Annotated in this window: 21 protein-coding genes; 6 read left to right on the forward strand and 15 right to left on the reverse strand. The window is 45.8% G+C overall.

All coding sequences use genetic code 11. The annotated features are described in order from the left end of the window. Positions 1-1,404: a dihydrolipoyl dehydrogenase family protein gene (locus CUJ83_RS09370; RefSeq protein WP_230742041.1), complete on the forward strand. Its 1,404-nt coding sequence runs from the start codon at positions 1-3 to the stop codon at positions 1,402-1,404. 20 nt (positions 1,405-1,424) lie between these two features. On the opposite strand, the gene CUJ83_RS09375 is transcribed toward CUJ83_RS09370, so the two are convergent. The 3 genes from CUJ83_RS09375 to CUJ83_RS09385 are packed head-to-tail and all read right to left on the reverse strand — an operon-like array spanning position 1,425 to position 2,800. Beyond that, positions 1,425-2,120, reverse strand: a complete 696-nt coding sequence (locus tag CUJ83_RS09375) for a lipoate--protein ligase family protein (protein WP_230742042.1) — start codon at positions 2,118-2,120, stop codon at positions 1,425-1,427. A gap of 22 nt (positions 2,121-2,142) precedes the next feature. Next, on the reverse strand, positions 2,143-2,436 hold the full coding sequence (locus tag CUJ83_RS09380; protein WP_230742043.1) for a hypothetical protein: 294 nt from the start codon (positions 2,434-2,436) through the stop codon (positions 2,143-2,145). A 10-nt stretch (positions 2,437-2,446) separates the two neighbouring features. After that, positions 2,447-2,800 carry a rhodanese-like domain-containing protein gene (locus CUJ83_RS09385; protein ID WP_230742044.1) on the reverse strand — a complete coding sequence of 118 codons (354 nt, stop codon included), beginning with the start codon at positions 2,798-2,800 and terminating at the stop codon, positions 2,447-2,449. Between the two features lie 287 nt (positions 2,801-3,087). Between CUJ83_RS09385 and CUJ83_RS09390 the strand changes: the two genes are divergently transcribed. Beyond that, positions 3,088-3,549 carry a hypothetical protein gene (locus tag CUJ83_RS09390; RefSeq protein ID WP_230742045.1) on the forward strand — a complete coding sequence of 154 codons (462 nt, stop codon included), beginning with the start codon at positions 3,088-3,090 and terminating at the stop codon, positions 3,547-3,549. Between the two features lie 56 nt (positions 3,550-3,605). Here CUJ83_RS09390 and CUJ83_RS09395 read toward each other — a convergent pair whose 3' ends face one another. After that, positions 3,606-5,315 carry an AMP-binding protein gene (locus CUJ83_RS09395; protein ID WP_230742046.1) on the reverse strand — a complete coding sequence of 570 codons (1,710 nt, stop codon included), beginning with the start codon at positions 5,313-5,315 and terminating at the stop codon, positions 3,606-3,608. A 464-nt stretch (positions 5,316-5,779) separates the two neighbouring features. Between CUJ83_RS09395 and CUJ83_RS09400 the strand changes: the two genes are divergently transcribed. Further along, positions 5,780-7,144, forward strand: a complete 1,365-nt coding sequence (locus CUJ83_RS09400) for a phenylacetate--CoA ligase family protein (protein WP_230742047.1) — start codon at positions 5,780-5,782, stop codon at positions 7,142-7,144. A 66-nt stretch (positions 7,145-7,210) separates the two neighbouring features. On the opposite strand, the gene CUJ83_RS09405 is transcribed toward CUJ83_RS09400, so the two are convergent. The 6 genes from CUJ83_RS09405 to CUJ83_RS09430 all read right to left on the reverse strand — a co-directional run bounded on the left by CUJ83_RS09405 (position 7,211) and on the right by CUJ83_RS09430 (position 11,780). Next, the gene (locus CUJ83_RS09405; protein ID WP_230742048.1) at positions 7,211-7,606 is read right to left on the reverse strand and encodes a hypothetical protein; all 396 of its coding nucleotides are present in this window, start codon (positions 7,604-7,606) and stop codon (positions 7,211-7,213) included. Positions 7,607-8,322: 716 nt separating this feature from the next. Next, positions 8,323-8,559, reverse strand: a complete 237-nt coding sequence (locus CUJ83_RS09410) for a 4Fe-4S binding protein (protein WP_369424099.1) — start codon at positions 8,557-8,559, stop codon at positions 8,323-8,325. Positions 8,560-8,633: 74 nt separating this feature from the next. Further along, the gene (locus tag CUJ83_RS09415) at positions 8,634-9,167 is read right to left on the reverse strand and encodes a 2-oxoacid:acceptor oxidoreductase subunit gamma family protein (RefSeq protein ID WP_230742050.1); all 534 of its coding nucleotides are present in this window, start codon (positions 9,165-9,167) and stop codon (positions 8,634-8,636) included. Continuing rightward, positions 9,167-10,264 (reverse strand): pyruvate ferredoxin oxidoreductase, encoded by a 1,098-nt coding sequence (porA, locus tag CUJ83_RS09420; protein WP_230742051.1) that lies wholly within the window; start codon positions 10,262-10,264, stop codon positions 9,167-9,169. Before porA ends, CUJ83_RS09415 begins: the two co-directional genes overlap by 1 nt. Then, positions 10,264-11,121: a thiamine pyrophosphate-dependent enzyme gene (locus tag CUJ83_RS09425; RefSeq protein WP_230742052.1), complete on the reverse strand. Its 858-nt coding sequence runs from the start codon at positions 11,119-11,121 to the stop codon at positions 10,264-10,266. The genes porA and CUJ83_RS09425 overlap by 1 nt, the downstream gene beginning before the upstream one ends. Before the next feature lie 362 nt (positions 11,122-11,483). Then, positions 11,484-11,780: a nucleoside triphosphate pyrophosphohydrolase gene (locus CUJ83_RS09430; RefSeq protein WP_230742053.1), complete on the reverse strand. Its 297-nt coding sequence runs from the start codon at positions 11,778-11,780 to the stop codon at positions 11,484-11,486. Between the two features lie 115 nt (positions 11,781-11,895). Between CUJ83_RS09430 and CUJ83_RS09435 the strand changes: the two genes are divergently transcribed. The 3 genes from CUJ83_RS09435 to CUJ83_RS09445 all read left to right on the forward strand — a co-directional run bounded on the left by CUJ83_RS09435 (position 11,896) and on the right by CUJ83_RS09445 (position 13,054). Beyond that, positions 11,896-12,354 (forward strand): flavodoxin domain-containing protein, encoded by a 459-nt coding sequence (locus CUJ83_RS09435; RefSeq protein WP_230742054.1) that lies wholly within the window; start codon positions 11,896-11,898, stop codon positions 12,352-12,354. Positions 12,355-12,421: 67 nt separating this feature from the next. After that, the gene (locus CUJ83_RS09440) at positions 12,422-12,655 is read left to right on the forward strand and encodes an LSM domain-containing protein (RefSeq protein WP_230742055.1); all 234 of its coding nucleotides are present in this window, start codon (positions 12,422-12,424) and stop codon (positions 12,653-12,655) included. 24 nt (positions 12,656-12,679) lie between these two features. Further along, complete coding sequence (locus tag CUJ83_RS09445) at positions 12,680-13,054, forward strand: helix-turn-helix transcriptional regulator (protein WP_230742056.1); 375 nt, start codon at positions 12,680-12,682, stop codon at positions 13,052-13,054. Positions 13,055-13,390: 336 nt separating this feature from the next. Here CUJ83_RS09445 and CUJ83_RS09450 read toward each other — a convergent pair whose 3' ends face one another. From CUJ83_RS09450 to CUJ83_RS09470, 5 genes are all read right to left on the reverse strand, one after another. Next, positions 13,391-13,747 (reverse strand): hypothetical protein, encoded by a 357-nt coding sequence (locus tag CUJ83_RS09450; protein ID WP_230742057.1) that lies wholly within the window; start codon positions 13,745-13,747, stop codon positions 13,391-13,393. Beyond that, complete coding sequence (locus CUJ83_RS09455) at positions 13,744-14,091, reverse strand: hypothetical protein (RefSeq protein WP_230742058.1); 348 nt, start codon at positions 14,089-14,091, stop codon at positions 13,744-13,746. The genes CUJ83_RS09450 and CUJ83_RS09455 overlap by 4 nt, the downstream gene beginning before the upstream one ends. A 122-nt stretch (positions 14,092-14,213) precedes the next feature. Continuing rightward, positions 14,214-15,785, reverse strand: coding sequence for an ATP-binding protein (locus CUJ83_RS09460; protein ID WP_230742059.1), 1,572 nt, complete (start codon positions 15,783-15,785; stop codon positions 14,214-14,216). Beyond that, positions 15,782-16,321, reverse strand: a complete 540-nt coding sequence (locus CUJ83_RS09465) for a DUF8166 family protein (protein ID WP_230742060.1) — start codon at positions 16,319-16,321, stop codon at positions 15,782-15,784. The genes CUJ83_RS09460 and CUJ83_RS09465 overlap by 4 nt, the downstream gene beginning before the upstream one ends. Beyond that, complete coding sequence (locus tag CUJ83_RS09470; protein ID WP_230742061.1) at positions 16,318-17,370, reverse strand: DNA double-strand break repair nuclease NurA; 1,053 nt, start codon at positions 17,368-17,370, stop codon at positions 16,318-16,320. Before CUJ83_RS09470 ends, CUJ83_RS09465 begins: the two co-directional genes overlap by 4 nt. Positions 17,371-17,428: the final 58 nt, after the last annotated feature.

Genomic DNA, 17,428 nt, shown 5'->3' on the forward strand with positions numbered 1-17,428 from the left:
TTGGTAGTCGGAGACATTGAGATAGGGACCGACGTTCTCGTTATCGGCGGCGGTCCGGCCGGATATACTGTCGCTGTGGAATGCGCCCGTTCCGAAATGGACGTTACGCTGGTGAACAACGGCGAACTTGGCGGATTATGCCTTCACAGGGGATGCATCCCGGTAAAAACGATAATGCATGCGCTTGACATTTCTGAAGAATGTAAAAAAGGGGCGCCTTTCGGCGTAGATGCGGGGAACGTCTCGGTTAAATTAAAAAATGTCTACGCCTGGAAGGACGATGTCATAGAAAAGCTGGAATCCCAGATAAAGTGCCTCTGCGATAGGTATGAAGTCCAGATGCTGGAAGGGTTCTGTTCATTCACGTCATCGAACACAGCGATGGTCCAGGGTAGCCGTGGCGAGCAAAGGATAAGGTTTAAACGCGCCGTCATTGCGACGGGCACAAGATATGAGGAGATCCCCGGATTGCCCTACGATGATAAAAGCATACTGAACCAGGATAGCCTTATCCGAAATAAGGACTTGCCCGACGAGGTCGTCATACTGGGCGGCGGATATGGCGGCACGACGATAGGCACGTTAGCCGTTAAACTGGGGATCAGCGTCAGGATCATACATTCTGGCGATAGTCTTTTCCCAGGGATAGATGACGATATTCTTTGTCCTGTGACTAAATGGTTGTGCGAAAACGGGGTGAAGATATATTCGGGTGACTGGTCTGTAGAAAAGAAAGATGATGTTATTTCTATAACGATAAATAAAAACGGCAATGATGATGTCATAAAAACAAAAAAAGTCATCGTTGCTACCGGAATGATCGGGAACACGGAAAAGCTCGGCCTTGAGAATACGGAGGTAAAAATTAACGATAAAGGCTTTATCGAGGTCGATGGCGATTTTCTTACCTCGGATCCGAATATCTATGCCATAGGGGATGCCAACAATAAGCCTTATAAGAACGCGAGCAAGGCGTTTCGCGAAGGAAAGTCTTTGGCCAGGATATTGAAAGGGGGTACGGGCTTTCCCGATTATCAGGTCATGCCCCTTACCTTATCAAGCGAGCCTAAGATATCATGCGCAGGGATGTCCGAAAAACAGGCAAAGGACGCAGGCATTGACATCCTGACCGGAATAAGCTGTTTTTCCTCGAATGGAAAAGCCGTATCATTAGGTAAGACTGATGGTTTCGTTAAAGTGATAGCTGAAAAGGGATCCCACAGGATACTCGGCGTACATATAGTCGGTCCTGCCGCGTTCGATATCGCCGACGAATCTTATCTGGCGATAGAGACGGGAGCGCGCCTTGAGGACATCGTTCTGACAGTCCATCCGCATCCTACTCTATGCGAGACACTGCAAGGGGCATGTGAAGCCGCATTGAAGAGATCAGATGGCTGGTAATATAGTTGATATATTGCGGCTTATCTGGAAAAGTTCCATGACCGGCTCACATATTTGGATATAAGCTCATTTACTCTCTGTATCTCTTCTTCATTTAAACGGCCAAAATAGTGTTCTTTTTCTTCCGTGAACCTGTGAAGCAAGGCATAGTAAAGTTCCTGCCCTGTCACATCACATATTTCACTTACGCTGGTGATACCGTCTTTAAAGGACTTTACAGGCTTATCGGATAATTTCAGCCCGGAAGGCTTCAGGACAGAGAACATTGTATCCCTGTCGGCTTTATACAGTATGGTGCCGTGCTGGGTGATCACGCCGTTCCTCCTCGTCTGCGCGCTTCCTGATATCTTTTTCCCATTGACAATGACATCGTTAATCGGCCTGAACTCCGAGCCTATGCCTATGTCCGATAATGCGGAAACGATATATGAACAGATCTGGCGGTATGACATGCCTATGTCTTTAGAAAAATACTCTTCCGGACATATCACGCTATAGGTGATCTCGCCTTCGCTGTCATGATATACGGCACCGCCTCCCGTCCTTCTTCTCACATATTCGATGCCCAGCCTCTCGCAGGTCCCTGTATCCACTTCGTCATTCATGCCCTGAAAACATCCTATGGATACAGCCGACGGATTCCATTTATAAAAGCGGATAGTAGGAGACGATGCTTTTTTTGATATGGATCCGGATATTGCCTCATCTATGGCCATGTTCTCAGCGGCCGTATGAGTTTCAAGACTTATTATTCTCCACAAGCAAAGCACCTATGTATAAACCTATGATCGACGGCCCGTCCACTCCCAGCAGCTGAATGCAGTTAACTTCAAGAGCTTCGGAAAGTATTTTTTCCATATCAGATCGCTTCTCATCGCCTTTAAGCGCGGATAGCGTCTCTTCGATGATCGAGATGCCTTCTTCAGGATAGATAAAAAAATCGCCGGTAATCAATACCTTATTTACCGGTCCTTTTGTGACCTCTAACCTGACGAATTTCCCGCCATTCACTTTTTTCTCTGCTACCGGCATTATCGTTCCTTTATGATCCGGTCTCGGTCGGATAACCTGCCTGCTTCCATTCCCTCAGGCCGCCTTTGTAATCCTTTACGTTCTTGAAACCCTGCTTTACTAATATCTTGGCGCCGCTTGTGCTTGAAGAGCAAACGAAGCTATCGCAATAAGTGATGATATTCTCGTCCTTATCCAGCATATTTCCGGCCTTTTTCTCCAGTTCATCCAGGGGCATAGACTGGGCTCCTTTAATATGCTCTTTTTGAAAATCCGCCCTGCTCCTTACGTCTAACAGGCGGACTTTTTCACCGTTATCCAGCGACCTTTTCAAATGCTCTATACCTATGGATTTTACGTGCTCCGAATACAGTATGACCACCATTTTAGATTATTTTACAGGCATTAATAAACTCATTTAAAAGAAATAGCGTATTTTTTTATGAATATCTCATGCGGTATCGCAAAAATCGGCTAATTGCCATACAGTTCTACCGCATTCCATACTCCTGTATTTTTAACCGATAATAGAGAAAAATTTTGGCTTAAAAGCCAAAAATATGCTAATAAGCTAAAAAATGAATAAATATATAATATTCATCATAATTATTGCCGGTAATAGTGTATCTAAAAAGTACGCTATTGGCAAGTGGGTAATGAGGAGGTAATAAAATGAAAAGATTGAGGGTAGTGTTGGTTCTTTCAGTGCTGCTTGCCTTTTTAAGTGTCGCGACCGCTCCCATGGTCTATGCAGCCATATCCGTGCCGGGTAAAGACACCGGATTGACCGTGTCAGGTAATATGCCTGACCTTGGGCTCAAAGAATCCTTTAAAAATCTTTTAGGATCTGGCGTAAAGAGCCCCCTGGACGCTAAAAAGGCTGCCGAGGAAGGCAAAATGAAGTCGGACAAAATTATTGAGAATACCAATCAGGCTATAGCTGCCGGAATGGAAAGGCCCTCGGGGAAATACCTTATGCCGCTTGAGAGCAGTGTAAGCCCTCCCGGTGTCAGCCTTATAAAAGACATTCCTGCCTTTAGCAGCACAAAGAGACCGGGTTCGGACCTCATCGGGCCGATGCCAAAGATCGAGAAAAAAGACATACTTTCTCAAATCGAGAACTTTAAAAAATAATGACGATGGGAGGCTGAAAACAACTTTGCGGAATTTCACCCAAAGTTGTTTTCGGTTCATGCCGTCTTTATACGGGCAGCATTATCAAGGCCAAGTTCCTTGATGGATATTTCCCTCATCTTGTACTTCTGTATCTTTCCTGTGACAGTCATGGGGAACTCGTCCACGAACTTGATGTAGCGCGGTATCTTGTAATGGGCGATCTTTCCGCGGCAGAACTCCTTGATCTCGTCTTCGGTAATCGCGATGCCGTTCTTGACCTTGACCCATGCCATAAGCTCTTCGCCGTATTTTACATCGGGAACGCCTATGACCTGGGCGTCGCTTATTTCCGGATGAGTGTATAAGAACTCCTCTACCTCTCTCGGGTATATGTTCTCTCCGCCCCTGATGACCATATCCTTGATACGGCCCGTGATCTTACAGTAATCCTCTTCGTCAAGTATTCCAAGGTCGCCGGTATGGATCCATCCGTCATCGTCGATGACCAGTCCGGTCGCATCAGGGTTTTTATAATAACCTCTCATGACGGCGTACCCTCTTGCGCATATCTCGCCCGGTTCTCCTCTCGGGACTATCTCACCGTTCTTGGGGTCCACGATCTTTAATTCTGTATATGGCATCGGCTTCCCGACGGTTGTGACTCTTTTCTCAAGAGAGTCATATACAGAGGACATTGTCAGGCCCGGAGACGTCTCGGTCTGGCCGTACACTATTACGATGTCGCTCATGTTCATCTGAGTGTTAACTCTCTTCATGACCTCTATCGGGCAGGGAGAGCCTGCCATTATGCCTGTCCTGAGCGTGCTGAGGTCAAATCTGGAGAATTCGGGATGCTCGAGCTCTGCGATGAACATCGTCGGTACACCGTGCACTGCCGTGCATCTCTCTTTCTCGATGGCCTCGAGCGTTTTTAGCGGGTCGAAATGTTCGGCCGGCAGGACCATCGTCGATCCATGCGTCATGGATGCGAGATTGGACAGCACCATGCCGAAGCAATGATAAAACGGTACCGGTATGCAGAGCCTGTCCTTTTCGGTGAATTTCATATAGTCGCCGATAAAGAAGCCGTTATTAAGAACGTTATGATGTGTCAGCACTACGCCTTTCGGGAAACCTGTAGTGCCTGAAGTATATTGTATGTTGATGGGCTCGTCAAAACTGAGCGTCCCCTGCGTCGCGCAAACTACGGCGTCAGGCATCTCGTCGCCCATCTTCATGACCTCGTCCCATGTGAACATGCCTTCCTTCTTTTCTCCGCGTATAAGCACTACGTTCTTAAGGAACGGCAGGTTCTCAGATACGATCTGCCCCGGCTTACAGTTCTTTGCTTCCGGGCACACCTCGTAGAACATTTTGATATAATCCGATGTCTTAAAGCTATCAATGAGTATGAGAGTCTGCGTCTCGGACTGCTGAAGTACGTATTCCAGCTCATGTGTCCTGTATGCGGGATTGATATTGACCATTATGACGCCTATCTTTGCCGTCGCGAACTGGGTCACGACCCATTCGGCAATGTTCGTGGCCCATATGGCTACACGGTCGCCTTTCTTTATGCCTAAGCTTAATAATCCCTTGGCAGCACGACAAACCTCTCTTTGTAGCTCACCATAGGTATACCTGGTGCCCTGGTGCAGCGATACAATCGCATCATTATCGGGATACTTTTCTGCGATATCATCGAACATATCGCAGATGGTCTTGCCTATTAAAGACTTATCATACCCCATATGTGCATAGCTTAGGGATCTTCCTTTTGGCATATTTATCCATCCTTTAGTACGGGCAAGATATCCATTAATGCATAAATAACTTACTTAATGAATATCTTTGTTCATTGAGCACTTTCTTTGTAATCTACTGTTCAGCATTCGATTGCTTTACCTTTAAACACTGGCATAGTGTGCCAATATGTGGCAATGTATGAGTGGTTTTACCACTATTTAAGCTTACCCCTGAAAATGTGAATATTTGGGTCGTTTAAGAATCGTATATATATTCACAGGTGGGCGCCATAATCTATGAAATTGGATGGACTTAAATATATTTCGGTCGTAACACAAAAACATGAATAATTATTTATTGATATTATAACTATTAATTATTAACAACTTAATAAATTCTACTAATTTTCAATTATATATTTATCTACCATGCGCTGTGTCAGCCTAACGCACGGAATGATTTAAATATCGGTTCTATACTCACACTAATAGGTGAATCCGCAATGCATACACATGACAAAAAATACTGGAATAAAGAACAGGAAACTATGCGGCCCGAAGACAGGGAAAAAAAGATACTGAAACAAATGAAGCATCAACTGGACTATGTGTATAACAATATTCCATTTTACAGAAAACTATACGATTCAAAAGGGTTTAAACCGGAAATGGTCAAGTCCCTGAAAGACTTTACCGAAAAGGTGCCCATCATCAAGAAGAGCATGCTAAGGGAGAGCCAGGCACACTATCCGCCATACGGGGATTACTGGGGCAACACTGACGTATACAGGATACACGGCTCATCAGGTACGACCGGGACCCCGACATTATATTCGATATCTAAAAAGGACTGGGATTACATCGCTGAAGTTCAGGCCATGTGCTATTACAGCACGGGTATCAGGGCACATGATACCGTCCAGGTATCCATGTTATTAAGCTTATTCATGGGCGGCTGGGGAGCCATCCTGGCAGGCGAAAGGATCGGCGCCAGGACATTCCCGATAGGCGCGGGCAATACGGAACAGCAGGTGACCCTTATGAAGATACTAAAGCCGACGGTGCTTACCTGCACTCCTACCTATGCGATCCACATGGGCATGGTAGCGCAAGAAATGGGTATAGACCCCCGCTCGTTAGGATTGAAGAAAGGTATTTTCCTGGGTGAGCCGGGAGCAGGCATACCGAGCATTAAACGCAAGATCGAGGACTTATGGGACATTAAATCATATGACTGCGGATCCACCTCTGAGATGACCCCGTGGGCCACGAACTGCGAATGCGAGGAACAGGCAGGTATGCATTGCTATACGGATGAGATATACACTGAAATAGTAGACGTGAACGACCCCTATAAAGGAATGGCATATGGCGAAGAAGGGGCCCTTATCTACACATCCCTGTACAGGGAGTCACAGCCGATGATCAGGTTCTGGTCGGGGGACAAGTCTGTCCTTACTGACGAGCAGTGTAATTGTGGCAGGACTTACCCGAGAATGCCCAGGGGTATTTTCGGCAGGCTTGACGATATGCTCATCATAAGGGGCGTCAACACTTTCCCGAGCGCTATCGAGGAAGCGATCAGGCAGTGTAAGGATGTCGGCGCTGAATTCCAGATAATCGTCACAAGGCCGAAAGACATGGATGTCGTGGCGCTTCAGGTCGAGCACCGGGACGGGCTTTTCGAGGGCAGGTCCGGTAATGAGATAGAGCGTATGAAGCAAAGCCTGATGAGGGAGATAGCCCATAACGTCAAGGCTAACTGCGGCATTAATATCTCCGTCGAGATCGTAGGCCCGCACACGCTGCCGGTCGCACAGGTCAAGGCCAAGCGTGTCGTCGATAAAAGAAGCGGTGTTTGGAGCTGAGCTCAGCAGCGTCCAAACACTTTTTGTGTTTTTTATTATACCTGTTCAGCAAACTTTTTGGTCTTTTTACCTTACAATGGCAATGCCTTTGCCGCCGTAGCCGCCGTAGCCGCCGTAGCCTCCATAGCTCTTATAGCCGGAATAGCCAAATGGGGATCCATAGCTGCCATATCCGTATCCGTAGCCATATGGCTTGTAGCCGCCATAATATCCGCCATAGCTGCCATAGCCGGGACTGCCGTAGCCTATGCCGCCATAGCCGAGTCCGCCATAGCTGCCATAGCCGAGTCCGCCATATCCGCCATAGCCCAGGGAACTGCCGGTATACCCGCCTTTGAATCCAGAATAGCTTCCGTATCCGCTGCTATATGAAAAAGCAGAAGCGGTGGTCGCTATCACACCGATACAAACTGCGAATATGATCAGCAGTGTAATAATTGCTCCAATACCTCTAACGCTCATTTTTAAACACCAAAAGTAAATAAATACCGTTCATGTAAAACTTGACTCTTATTAAGGATTACCAATTGTATGTTTCGTCAATTATTGTTCGAATCGAGGCGTAAAAATTTGCGGAAATTACAACATTCGCACAATAGTCTTGTGTACAAACATGTTCGTTATGGTATAACTTATTACGTCACTGTTCTATTGTTTAGTAATTATGCACCTTTTTTAATCGTAGAATATACAAAAATAAATGCTTAACAAATAAGCGCTTTTATCTTTTGGAATGTTCTAAACGATTTCCTTTTAATGATCTACGGGCCCGTTAAGAATTTTTTGTATTTCGTGTTTTTTTGAAATTAGTGGTGTGTCCCGATAATTCTTGGTATTATAATATCTCTTTTTCACCATAAAATGCACAAAGGCGAACAAGGAACACCAAACTGCCAACCACGAAGCGCACAAAGGCGAACAAGGTACACAAATTTTTTTAGTATGCGATAACCTTCTGAAAAATTCCTTTGTGTTCCTTGTTCGCCTTTGTGCGCTTTGTGTTGAAAAAGTAGTGTACCTTCGTCGTCTTTGTGATAGACTTGATAAAAAATGAACTTAGATTAAGAGCTTAAGGGATAGAGCAACTAGTGTTTACCTGTGCCCTAAAAATTATCCGAATAAAAATTTCACTAAAAAAGCAGATGGCCTAAAATAATAAAAAAAGTATATGGAAGGGATCACTCCCTTTCCATCTTAATGGATTTTGTCGGGCATTCGTTGGCGCAGATGCCGCATCCCTTGCAATACTCGTAGTCTATCTCGAGTTCCTTATCGATACAGGCTTCAGGGCAATACAGGATACAAAGCCCGCATTTTTTACATGATTCCTTCTCGATCACCGGCTTGAACGTTCTCCATGTGCCCGTCTTGCCAGCCGCACCGTTAACAGGTTTTGAAGCCGGTGTTATCGGCATATCACTTTTCTCCGTAGCCGTACTGCCGGGCTTATTTTCTGTCTCTGCCATTTTTTTGCTTTTAACCGATCCGTTCATACGACCACCTTCTCATATGCCGCCTTTGCAGCCTGGACGTTTCTTTCGTCGTCGAATGTCTCTTTGATGGCGGCAAGTGCAGACTCAAGTTTAATGACTCCCAGTTTGGCCATAGCTCCAAGTATGGGCGTGTTCAGTATGGGATTACCCGATAACACGAGCCCGAGCGACAGCGCGATGTCCGTGACGTTCACGGTCGCAACATTGAAGTTGCCTTTTGGAAGTTTATCAATGTCCTTAGTATTAACGACCAGGAGGCCTCCCGGTTTTAATCCCTGTGTGACGTCGACGAGGTCCATGATGGAATCATCGAGTACGATGACTATGTCAGGATTATAGATCTGGCTGGATATCTTGATCTCATCGTCCGATATTCTTGTAAAGGACATAACAGGCGCTCCTCTGCGTTCAGCGCCGTAGAGCGGGAATGCCGTGCTCTGCTTGCCCTCTATAAAAGCGGCCTGTGCAAGAAGCTTTGAAGCTGTAACGCCTCCCTGCCCCCCTCTTGAATGTATGCGTATTTCCAGCATTAATCCACCCCCAGCCAGAATTCTCCTTCGTCCTTTGATTTTCTTACTATGTCGGCTATAGTGTTATAGCTAACATCCTGGCCTCCCAGGCCTGCGATGACATTATAGATCGGCACATCGTTCCTCATCCTGATCTCCTGTGCCAGAATTCCGCCCGCGCCGAATGAGTAATCCCTGTCAAACACTATGACTTTCTTGCCGTCGAGGTCAAGTTTCGGGAAAGGCCTGAACTGGCGGATGCGGATCGATCCCGCCTTTATACCTTCTTTTCTTAAAAGGTCGACAGCGACTTCAGTCTCTCTGGCGAGCGTGCCCATTCCCAGGATGACTATCTCGGCGTCGTCAGTACGATATTCCATGACCGGCCCGTACTGCCTTCCAAAGCGCTCGGCAAACTCCTTCTCAATACTTCTGGCTTCTTTATCCGCTCTTTGCATGGCGGTATGGATCATGTGCCTGAACTTGTAGTAGTCGGCAGGCGTTGTAAGGTTGCCGTAAGTCACCGGGTCATCCGTGTTCAGCGCGTGAGGCATGTCTATAGGGGGTATAAAGTCGCCTGTGTCCGTAATATCAAGCGGCTGTATAGAATGGCTTAAAATAAAACCGTCGAGGTTCACCATCGCAGGGAGGTATACTTTCTCGGCCAGCTTATAGGACATCAGCACCGTATCATAGACTTCCTGCACCGTTGCCGCATAGAACTGCATCCATCCCGTATCTCTCTGTGACAGCGCGTCGGTGTGCTCTGCCCATATGTTCCAGGCCGGGCCGACCGCACGGTTGATGTTGGCCATTACTATGGGCAGCCTTGCGCCTGCGGCCCAGTGGATCATCTCGTGCATGTATAATAATCCGTGGCTCGACGTTGCCGTGAACGCTCTTGCGCCGGATGCCGAGGCCCCTATGCATGCCGCAAGGGCGGAATGCTCGCTTTCGACGCGGATATATGCGCATTTCATCGTGTTCTTCTCGACCATTGAAGCGATGGTCTCTACTACTTCGGTCTGGGGCGTTATGGGGTACGCAGCGACAACTTCAACGTCCGACTCTTTTACCGCCAGCGCGACTGCCTGGTTACCTGTGGACATCTTTTTCATCAGACCATCTCCTTTATCCTGGCGATGCCTTCTTCGACCTCTGACCTGATAGCATCAATGTTAGCTCCTTTGAACCTGCCCTGTGACTTTATATAGTCATCTATCGGAGCAGGCTTCTTTAATGCAGCCACTGTGGGCGGGTTAAGCTTGATCTTACCGTCCTCGTACTCGTAGAGGAACCACATGCCTGTCTTGACCGCCATCTTACCCAGCTCTATGGATCTCTCCGTCGGGTATCTCCAGCCTGACGGGCACGGGCAGTGAATATGAATGAACTTGGTCCCTTCTATGGACAGGGCTTTTTGCACCTTCTTATAGATGTCTTTCGGATATGCCGAAGACGCTGTGGCCATATAGACCGGCCTGTGAGCCATTACTATGAAATCAATATCTTTCTTAGAGTCTTTTCTGCCGGTAGGTGTCGTGGTCGTTATAGCGCCTTTTGGCGTCGATCCGCTTTTCTGCATGCCTGTGTTTGAATAAGCCTCGTTATCGTAACAAACGTAAAGAATATTCGCATTTCGCTCTATGGCGCCGGATAACGCCTGTATACCGATGTCGACAGTTCCTCCGTCACCTGCGAAAACTATGATATTTTTGCCCTTGTTCCTCTCCGCCGAAGCTATACCGTCAGCGGTCGCGGCCGCAGCGGCGAACGCGATATTAAGGACTGGTACTCCGTATGCTGATTTCGGGTACGGCCCCTGGCAAACTGTAGAACAGCATGCCGGGTTGACTATCATTGAGTTCGGTCCGGCAGCCTTTAATATGTATCTCAGTGCCAGCATGGCAGTACAGCCAGCGCATGCCGTATTGCCTTTATAGAGATATTCTTCCTCCGGGATGTCATCTAGCATTTTACTCCACCTTGTGGTCCGTAATTATTTATCATTTAAAACTGTTTAGGTTCTATAGTATTGACTACACTTATTTAAATCCTTATGGTATAAGCTAGCATGTGTCTAAGTGATTATTATCCGATATAAAAGATCTCAAGCTTATATTAACGCATATTTTAGACAATAATTATTTTTAAAAGCTTACTATATAGTAAGGAAATATATTTATTTGATTAAACTATAAGGGAATATTATGGTATTAGAACATATAAACATTATTTTTTTGGCGCTATATGTTCTAGGCATGATCTATGCAGTCTACGTGTTTTGCATGATCATAAATCTCAGGAACCGTTCTGATAAAACATGATATCGTAAGGTCATCCCATAAGAAAATAACCTTCCTTAAAGCCTCCCTTTTCACGGCGCTTCATATCTTTTATCCGCTCTATCTCATTTATATCCAGCGAATAGTTCTCCATTATCGCATCCAGGACCTCAAGCACGTCGGCAAGTTCCTCTTTTATGTTCTCCGCATCCTTCAGTTCGATTGCCTCTTCCACAAGTTTTTCTTTCAGCGCTTTTTTTAATCCAGGTCCATCCAATCGTTTTACATGCGGCGATTTTCCAGATGCGCGCATTATTTCCGGTATCCTGTCCCTTACTAATTTATTCATTATTAGACATCTTCGTGTTTTTCGTATATCTAGATTAAGGGGTAGTGTATAGAATGGTAACAAGGAAATAATATATTTTATTTATTATAAAAGTAATATTACATATGGGAATTCTATGTCAAAATTTGTTATTGTATATCTAAGCACTTCCGGTAATACGAAAATGATGGCGGAGGCTATAGCAGAGGGAGCGAGATCGAGAGGTCTTGACGCGGATGCGATAAGCTTCTATGACGTTGACGTTGATACATTAAAGAACGCCGATGCTGTCGGGCTGGGCTGCTCAACGTTCTGGTATAAGATGCATGATGCCATGGAAAGGTTCCTTGATAAGCTTAGCAAAGAGCATCTCGAGGGGAAAGTGGGAGTATCCTTTGGCTCATATGGGTGGAGCGGAGAGGCGCCAGTCCAGATCGCGACCAGGATGAGAGAGATGGGGATGCATGTCCTTGACCCCGTATTACGCATCATGTACACGCCGAATGAAAAGGATCTCGAAGAATGTAAACGGCTTGGTAAGGATGTGGCCATGGAGCTAAAAAAGCATAAACCATCCGAAATGGCAGTGACTTGATAAAAAAATACAAATAGGAAGTACGTGGATATTAATCTATCTTAATTTGTTAAAGGAGGTTTATTTTTTGTTCCCCAATAAAAAAGTACAGACACTTATAGGTCAAAAGATCCAGGTAGAAATGAAAGGTGAAAAGAATATTCTGGAGGGTACGCTGATCAGCGCCGACGATTATTTGAACCTTCACCTTATCGACACTACGGAGATCTCCAACGGTGAACGCTTAAGGAGCCTTGGATCAGTCGTTTTAAGAGGAAATAATATAATCTTGTTAAACCCTGTAAAAGAGCAGCTTAGTTAGATCCTGTAAAGGAGTAATCTGAGTTTGAATGCGAATCTAGAAGAAAAAGCACTTGACCTCGTAAGGTCTAGTGAAAAAGGCGTTCTACAAAGCGACCTATGGAAGGATCTTGGCATTGATAGCAGAAAATGCTCGCGGATCGTAGCGAAGCTTGAAGCCGATGGTAAGATAAAAAGGGTATGGGAGACTATCAACGGCACAAGGACATATAGGCTGACCTATATACCCCAGAAAATGGAAGAGCCTGTAAAGGAGTATAGGTTCGATCTCGTGATGGCCGAAGATGAAGTAGCCCCATGCATAGGATGTACGTATGAATGTGAGCCAGATTACTGTCCTGATCTGGGTAACTGGATAGAACTTCTCGCCAAGGAAGAGGCAGCCAGGAATAAGTCATAAGCCTGGCAATATTTTTATTTTTATAGTCCGATGCCCATTAGATATTTGATCCTTTTATTATTCTATGGGCAATATTCCTGTAAATAAGAATTATTACAACCAGTAATGAAGCTGAGTGATGTATCCCTTTAATTCATTAGTTTATATTATCATTGTCGAATAAGATGGTGACGTGATATATTGTATGTGGAAATGCATTACCCTAATGTACTGCTTTCAAGATAACTATCCTTGAAACCCTGTCCGGCAATAAACATTCGAATATACTGTATAGAGCACTTAGACTTTAAAAATAGCATGAGCGATTTTAATATCTCTCTTAAAGATTATTCTAGCTCATTCCTTATTTTTACTTTTTAATATCATGTTCAGCTGGTTCATCTCATTCTCGAAGCCGAACGTATCGCTGATGCTCTTGATCCTGGACGCGGAGGTGATCAATAGCGCGAATGCCAGTAATGACATTATCACTATCGATAAGAGCAATACTTCGTCGACTATCAGGGACGAGAATAACACCATCACCATCTGAAGGACCAGAATGAAGACGGCGAAGTAAAGTATTGACTTAAAAATATCTTTGATGACACCGTCGGATAAAGGCCTGATTGATTTGAACATTATCACGATGGCCGATAACAATATCATCGTTGTGAACAGCCTCAGGAAGATCAACATTTCATACGGGATCATGATACATCAAACCCCACTTCAACGCTCTTACAATACATGTTATATGCTACATAAAGAAGTGTCAGGTTCGCGACAAGCGCCATTAAGATCGAAAAGAGATCGATGATGTCTATGCTTATGTATTTTTCAAGTTCACTGCCTAAGGATATGAACCAGAGGTCGAGGAACGTCAGAGTAAATACGACGACCATGCCCAGGATGTTCGTGATCAGGTTTCTCGTGAAATCGTCTTTTATGATGAATTTTGCTTTATAATATCTTGATAGATTGTAAATAAAAAGGAATACAAGTACGACATCAAGTATGAATGAAATGAGCACTACTAAATTTACATTTTCAATCAAGAAATTACCATCCTGATACAATCGGACTAATTATTTGTATGAATTTTACAAATGTTAGTAGAAATAATAGATATATAAATTTATACTACCTTAGTGTATGTACAATTTATACAAATTTTTCCTTAAAATAACTTGTAATCTTTCCTGTTCAATGCAGGTATCTTGCCATTTTCCATTTTTTTCTTCCATTGCGCCGCCCATTCTTCCGGGGCATCCCTGCTTATCCCGCCATGGTCCGTGATCCTTTGCCTTATGCGTACCAGGACCGGAGTATTTATCGCAACTCCCGATACTATGGCCTCGCCTTTTGACAGTGCGGGAAGGTCGTTCAATATTTCGCTGCTCATACTCTCGATGCTTGACGCTATCTGGTTCTGGTCAACCGGGTTGATGATCTTCATCGTGACCTGTGTCATGCATTGCGATAGCGAGTCGCTGTCAAGTTTTGAAGGCCTCTGTGAGACCATGCATACGCCAATGCCGAATTTACGGCCTTCGGATAGTATCGTCTTAAGTATCGACTTTGATTTCGCCTCTCCGTTCTGCGGAGCGAACCTGTGGGCTTCTTCGAGTACGACGAACACAGGATATGGAAGGTATTTTTCCTTCTCTTTGCCTTCTTCGTAATGCTGGTTCACTGTGCCTTCTCTCGCGTCGAACAGCCTGCGAAGCAGCACCGATGTTATCAGCTGCTGCTCCCCCTGGCCAAGGCCGCTGACGTCAAGTATGGATAATTGCCCGACGTTAAATAGCTCCTGAAGAGGGGTATGCTGGTAATCGTCAAAAATGGAGCTTCTCATCGCCCTTTCGAATCTCCATATTATTCCCTTTATCGTGGACTCGTTCGTGCTGTCTGCCAGCATCTCGATCTCGCGTTTAAGGTCTGTCTTTTTAAAGTTCCTGTTATCAGGCAGGTTGTAGTATGCCTTTACGAAAAAAGCCTCCATTTTTTCTGTAAGGCCTAGCATACCTAAAAAGTCCTCAATGTCAAGCTCGCTTACCTTCAGCCTGATATTATTTTTCCTGAATATCTTTACTGACGGCCGGTAATCATCCTGCCTGAACTCCTGCGAGTTTTGCATACCTGAAAGGGTCGTATACTCTCCGTGAGGGTCGACTACCATCACTGCCGCTCTGTTGTCCGGCTTCATCAGCTCTTCCAGGATGACGCCTACGGTATAGCTTTTACCGCTCCCGGTGGCCGCTATGACGCTTAAATGCTGGCTTACGACGTCCTTAACGCTGATCGCGACCGGCACGTCTGAGCCCGGAATGGTCCCGATGAACGCCGAGCCTTTTGATCCGTACCCTATCTTGCAAATGTCCTTTAGTGAGTTATTATCTGCAGGATATATCGATTCGCCGCTATCCGGCATAGTGCGCGGATGCCTGAACTCTTTGAAAGCCTCGTTAAAATAACCTATGACAGATGCCGTTATAAGGTATTTGCTATAGTCGTCGGCATCCATCCCGCTAAACTCCAGTATTTGCGCGGGGCTGATATCGCTGTTCATAATGAACTCGTCAGGGTATGTCCTCAGCGATCTCGCATAGTTTACCCTGCATAGCACCGGGCGTTCATTATCCACCCATCTATCCCTGTATATGACAAAATCGCCTGACTTTAGTTTTATGGATGAGATGAAGTTAACGTCGTTCTCTTCAACGTCGCGTACGATGCCTATGGGTTTCATTTTTGGTTCTCCGTATGCTTTTTTAACGCCTTTAGGAGCGGTAGGCATTCAGGCATTGCACATGCCACCCTGTCGATCGCCCCGGTAACAATTTCGGGGTCCATACTGGTTGATAATTTCCTGTAGTAAGAAAATGTGGGCTTTCCGTCCCCTGAAGTATGGAATGCCCTGATCTCCGCGGTCTCCATGATCCTGACAGGATCGTTGATCCTCGGGGCAAAGACAAGGCTGTGGCTGGCATTTCCTTCCTGTATGTTGCCTATGCCTTTTATTAAAAGGTAAGAGTTCCTGTAATCGCTTGTGTAAGGTATGAAAATATCCTGTTTGTCGCCCGCCATAAATGGCAGGTAGTCTTCTTTAACGCTGTGCAGAACATCCGTAACGATCCCTATGATCTCTCCGTCATCCGAACTTACGGAAACGTATGTGCCTGCCGTAACTTTCGAGACCGGGATATATCCTTCGTCGGTGTCCACCGGCACCTTCACCACATAGTCAGAGAACGACTTGACCTGTACGACCGAACCTACCTTCATCGCTTCATCCCCAGTTGCTTATTAAATTCTTTAGCGCTTCTATATAACCTTATATCATTCTGTGCCGCGAACGATTCCAGCATGCCATTGAATAGCTCGTTCTCGCTCTGGCTGATTTTCGCGAATTCATGTGCCCTGTGGATGATGTCCGGGTATCCGGGGCGTATTATGGATTCGGCCCGTACGATGTCTGCTATACTGTCGGTCAGCCCTTCCCTGCAGCACCATTCGGGGATCTCGACCTTCGACGGAAGCTCTCCGCTTGTCTGTAAGTAGAAGAATGCCACGGAATTACGGTATTCTCCGTAACGGTCAAGGACTGATAGATTATCTTTCCCGGACCTGTCATCACGGTCCGATAAAAACACCCGCGTCCTGTCACCCCACTCCAGCACACGTTTGATGAGGTGAACGTCTTTTAGATACGGGTTATATTGCAGCCGGAAATATTTCTGCATGAACGTGACGATATCCCTGTTCAGCGACAGGTCGGTGAACGCTGCCACTGGTGTCCGCGTCTTTTCGGAAGTATCGAGCACTTTCACCATTGCGCTGATATATCTCTCTCGCAGCCTTTCATCGACCTGGTTGATAAAAGAAAGAACGATCGAGCCGTCCAGAAAGATCAGCGAGCCCGGCTCCGATGTCATGAACTCTGCTATGCGCTCGCATTCGAGCTCGAACCGCTTTAGAGATACGGGTGCCTGCGAATAGGAAAAGTTACTGCCGAGCTTCTCAAAATCGCCCGGAACAACTATCGACATTATTGAGGACAGGTCATAGGCTCCTCCGTCCTTATGCCTGTTCACGACCATGCATGCCTGTGCCAGACCTATCGATATTGATATCTCTCTTGAAGGGAATATCTGGCTGCCGTCGACCGCCGCCACCGCTTTACCCTTAAGAATGCTTAGCGCCCAGTCGGTTGCCTGCTTCCTGTTCTGGAATCTGTTTTCGGACTTCCTTACGAACGGCCCTTCCTCATAGACCCTGCAACCGGAATAACGCGGGAGCCTATCGTTTGCGGACCTGTCGATGTTATCTAGCATCGGAAGCTTATCATAATAATCTTTACTTGCGGACGATATTTCATGTTCCAGCCCGATG

Origin of the sequence: Methanooceanicella nereidis (assembly GCF_021023085.1) — an archaeon.
Taxonomy (GTDB): Archaea; Halobacteriota; Methanocellia; order Methanocellales; family Methanocellaceae; genus Methanooceanicella; species Methanooceanicella nereidis.

Coding starts and splice junctions, on each gene's coding strand:
- CUJ83_RS09375 (WP_230742042.1), bottom strand. CDS start 2,120: ATGGCCATAGATGAGGCAATATCCGGATCCATATCAAAAAAAGCATCG.
- CUJ83_RS09380 (WP_230742043.1), bottom strand. CDS start 2,436: ATGCCGGTAGCAGAGAAAAAAGTGAATGGCGGGAAATTCGTCAGGTTA.
- CUJ83_RS09385 (WP_230742044.1), bottom strand. CDS start 2,800: ATGGTGGTCATACTGTATTCGGAGCACGTAAAATCCATAGGTATAGAG.
- CUJ83_RS09390 (WP_230742045.1), top strand. CDS start 3,088: ATGAAAAGATTGAGGGTAGTGTTGGTTCTTTCAGTGCTGCTTGCCTTT.
- CUJ83_RS09395 (WP_230742046.1), bottom strand. CDS start 5,315: ATGCCAAAAGGAAGATCCCTAAGCTATGCACATATGGGGTATGATAAG.
- CUJ83_RS09400 (WP_230742047.1), top strand. CDS start 5,780: ATGCATACACATGACAAAAAATACTGGAATAAAGAACAGGAAACTATG.
- CUJ83_RS09405 (WP_230742048.1), bottom strand. CDS start 7,606: ATGAGCGTTAGAGGTATTGGAGCAATTATTACACTGCTGATCATATTC.
- CUJ83_RS09410 (WP_369424099.1), bottom strand. CDS start 8,559: ATGCCGATAACACCGGCTTCAAAACCTGTTAACGGTGCGGCTGGCAAG.
- CUJ83_RS09415 (WP_230742050.1), bottom strand. CDS start 9,167: ATGCTGGAAATACGCATACATTCAAGAGGGGGGCAGGGAGGCGTTACA.
- porA (WP_230742051.1), bottom strand. CDS start 10,264: ATGAAAAAGATGTCCACAGGTAACCAGGCAGTCGCGCTGGCGGTAAAA.
- CUJ83_RS09425 (WP_230742052.1), bottom strand. CDS start 11,121: ATGCTAGATGACATCCCGGAGGAAGAATATCTCTATAAAGGCAATACG.
- CUJ83_RS09430 (WP_230742053.1), bottom strand. CDS start 11,780: ATGAATAAATTAGTAAGGGACAGGATACCGGAAATAATGCGCGCATCT.
- CUJ83_RS09435 (WP_230742054.1), top strand. CDS start 11,896: ATGTCAAAATTTGTTATTGTATATCTAAGCACTTCCGGTAATACGAAA.
- CUJ83_RS09450 (WP_230742057.1), bottom strand. CDS start 13,747: ATGATCCCGTATGAAATGTTGATCTTCCTGAGGCTGTTCACAACGATG.
- CUJ83_RS09460 (WP_230742059.1), bottom strand. CDS start 15,785: ATGAAACCCATAGGCATCGTACGCGACGTTGAAGAGAACGACGTTAAC.
- CUJ83_RS09465 (WP_230742060.1), bottom strand. CDS start 16,321: ATGAAGGTAGGTTCGGTCGTACAGGTCAAGTCGTTCTCTGACTATGTG.
- CUJ83_RS09470 (WP_230742061.1), bottom strand. CDS start 17,370: ATGCTAGATAACATCGACAGGTCCGCAAACGATAGGCTCCCGCGTTAT.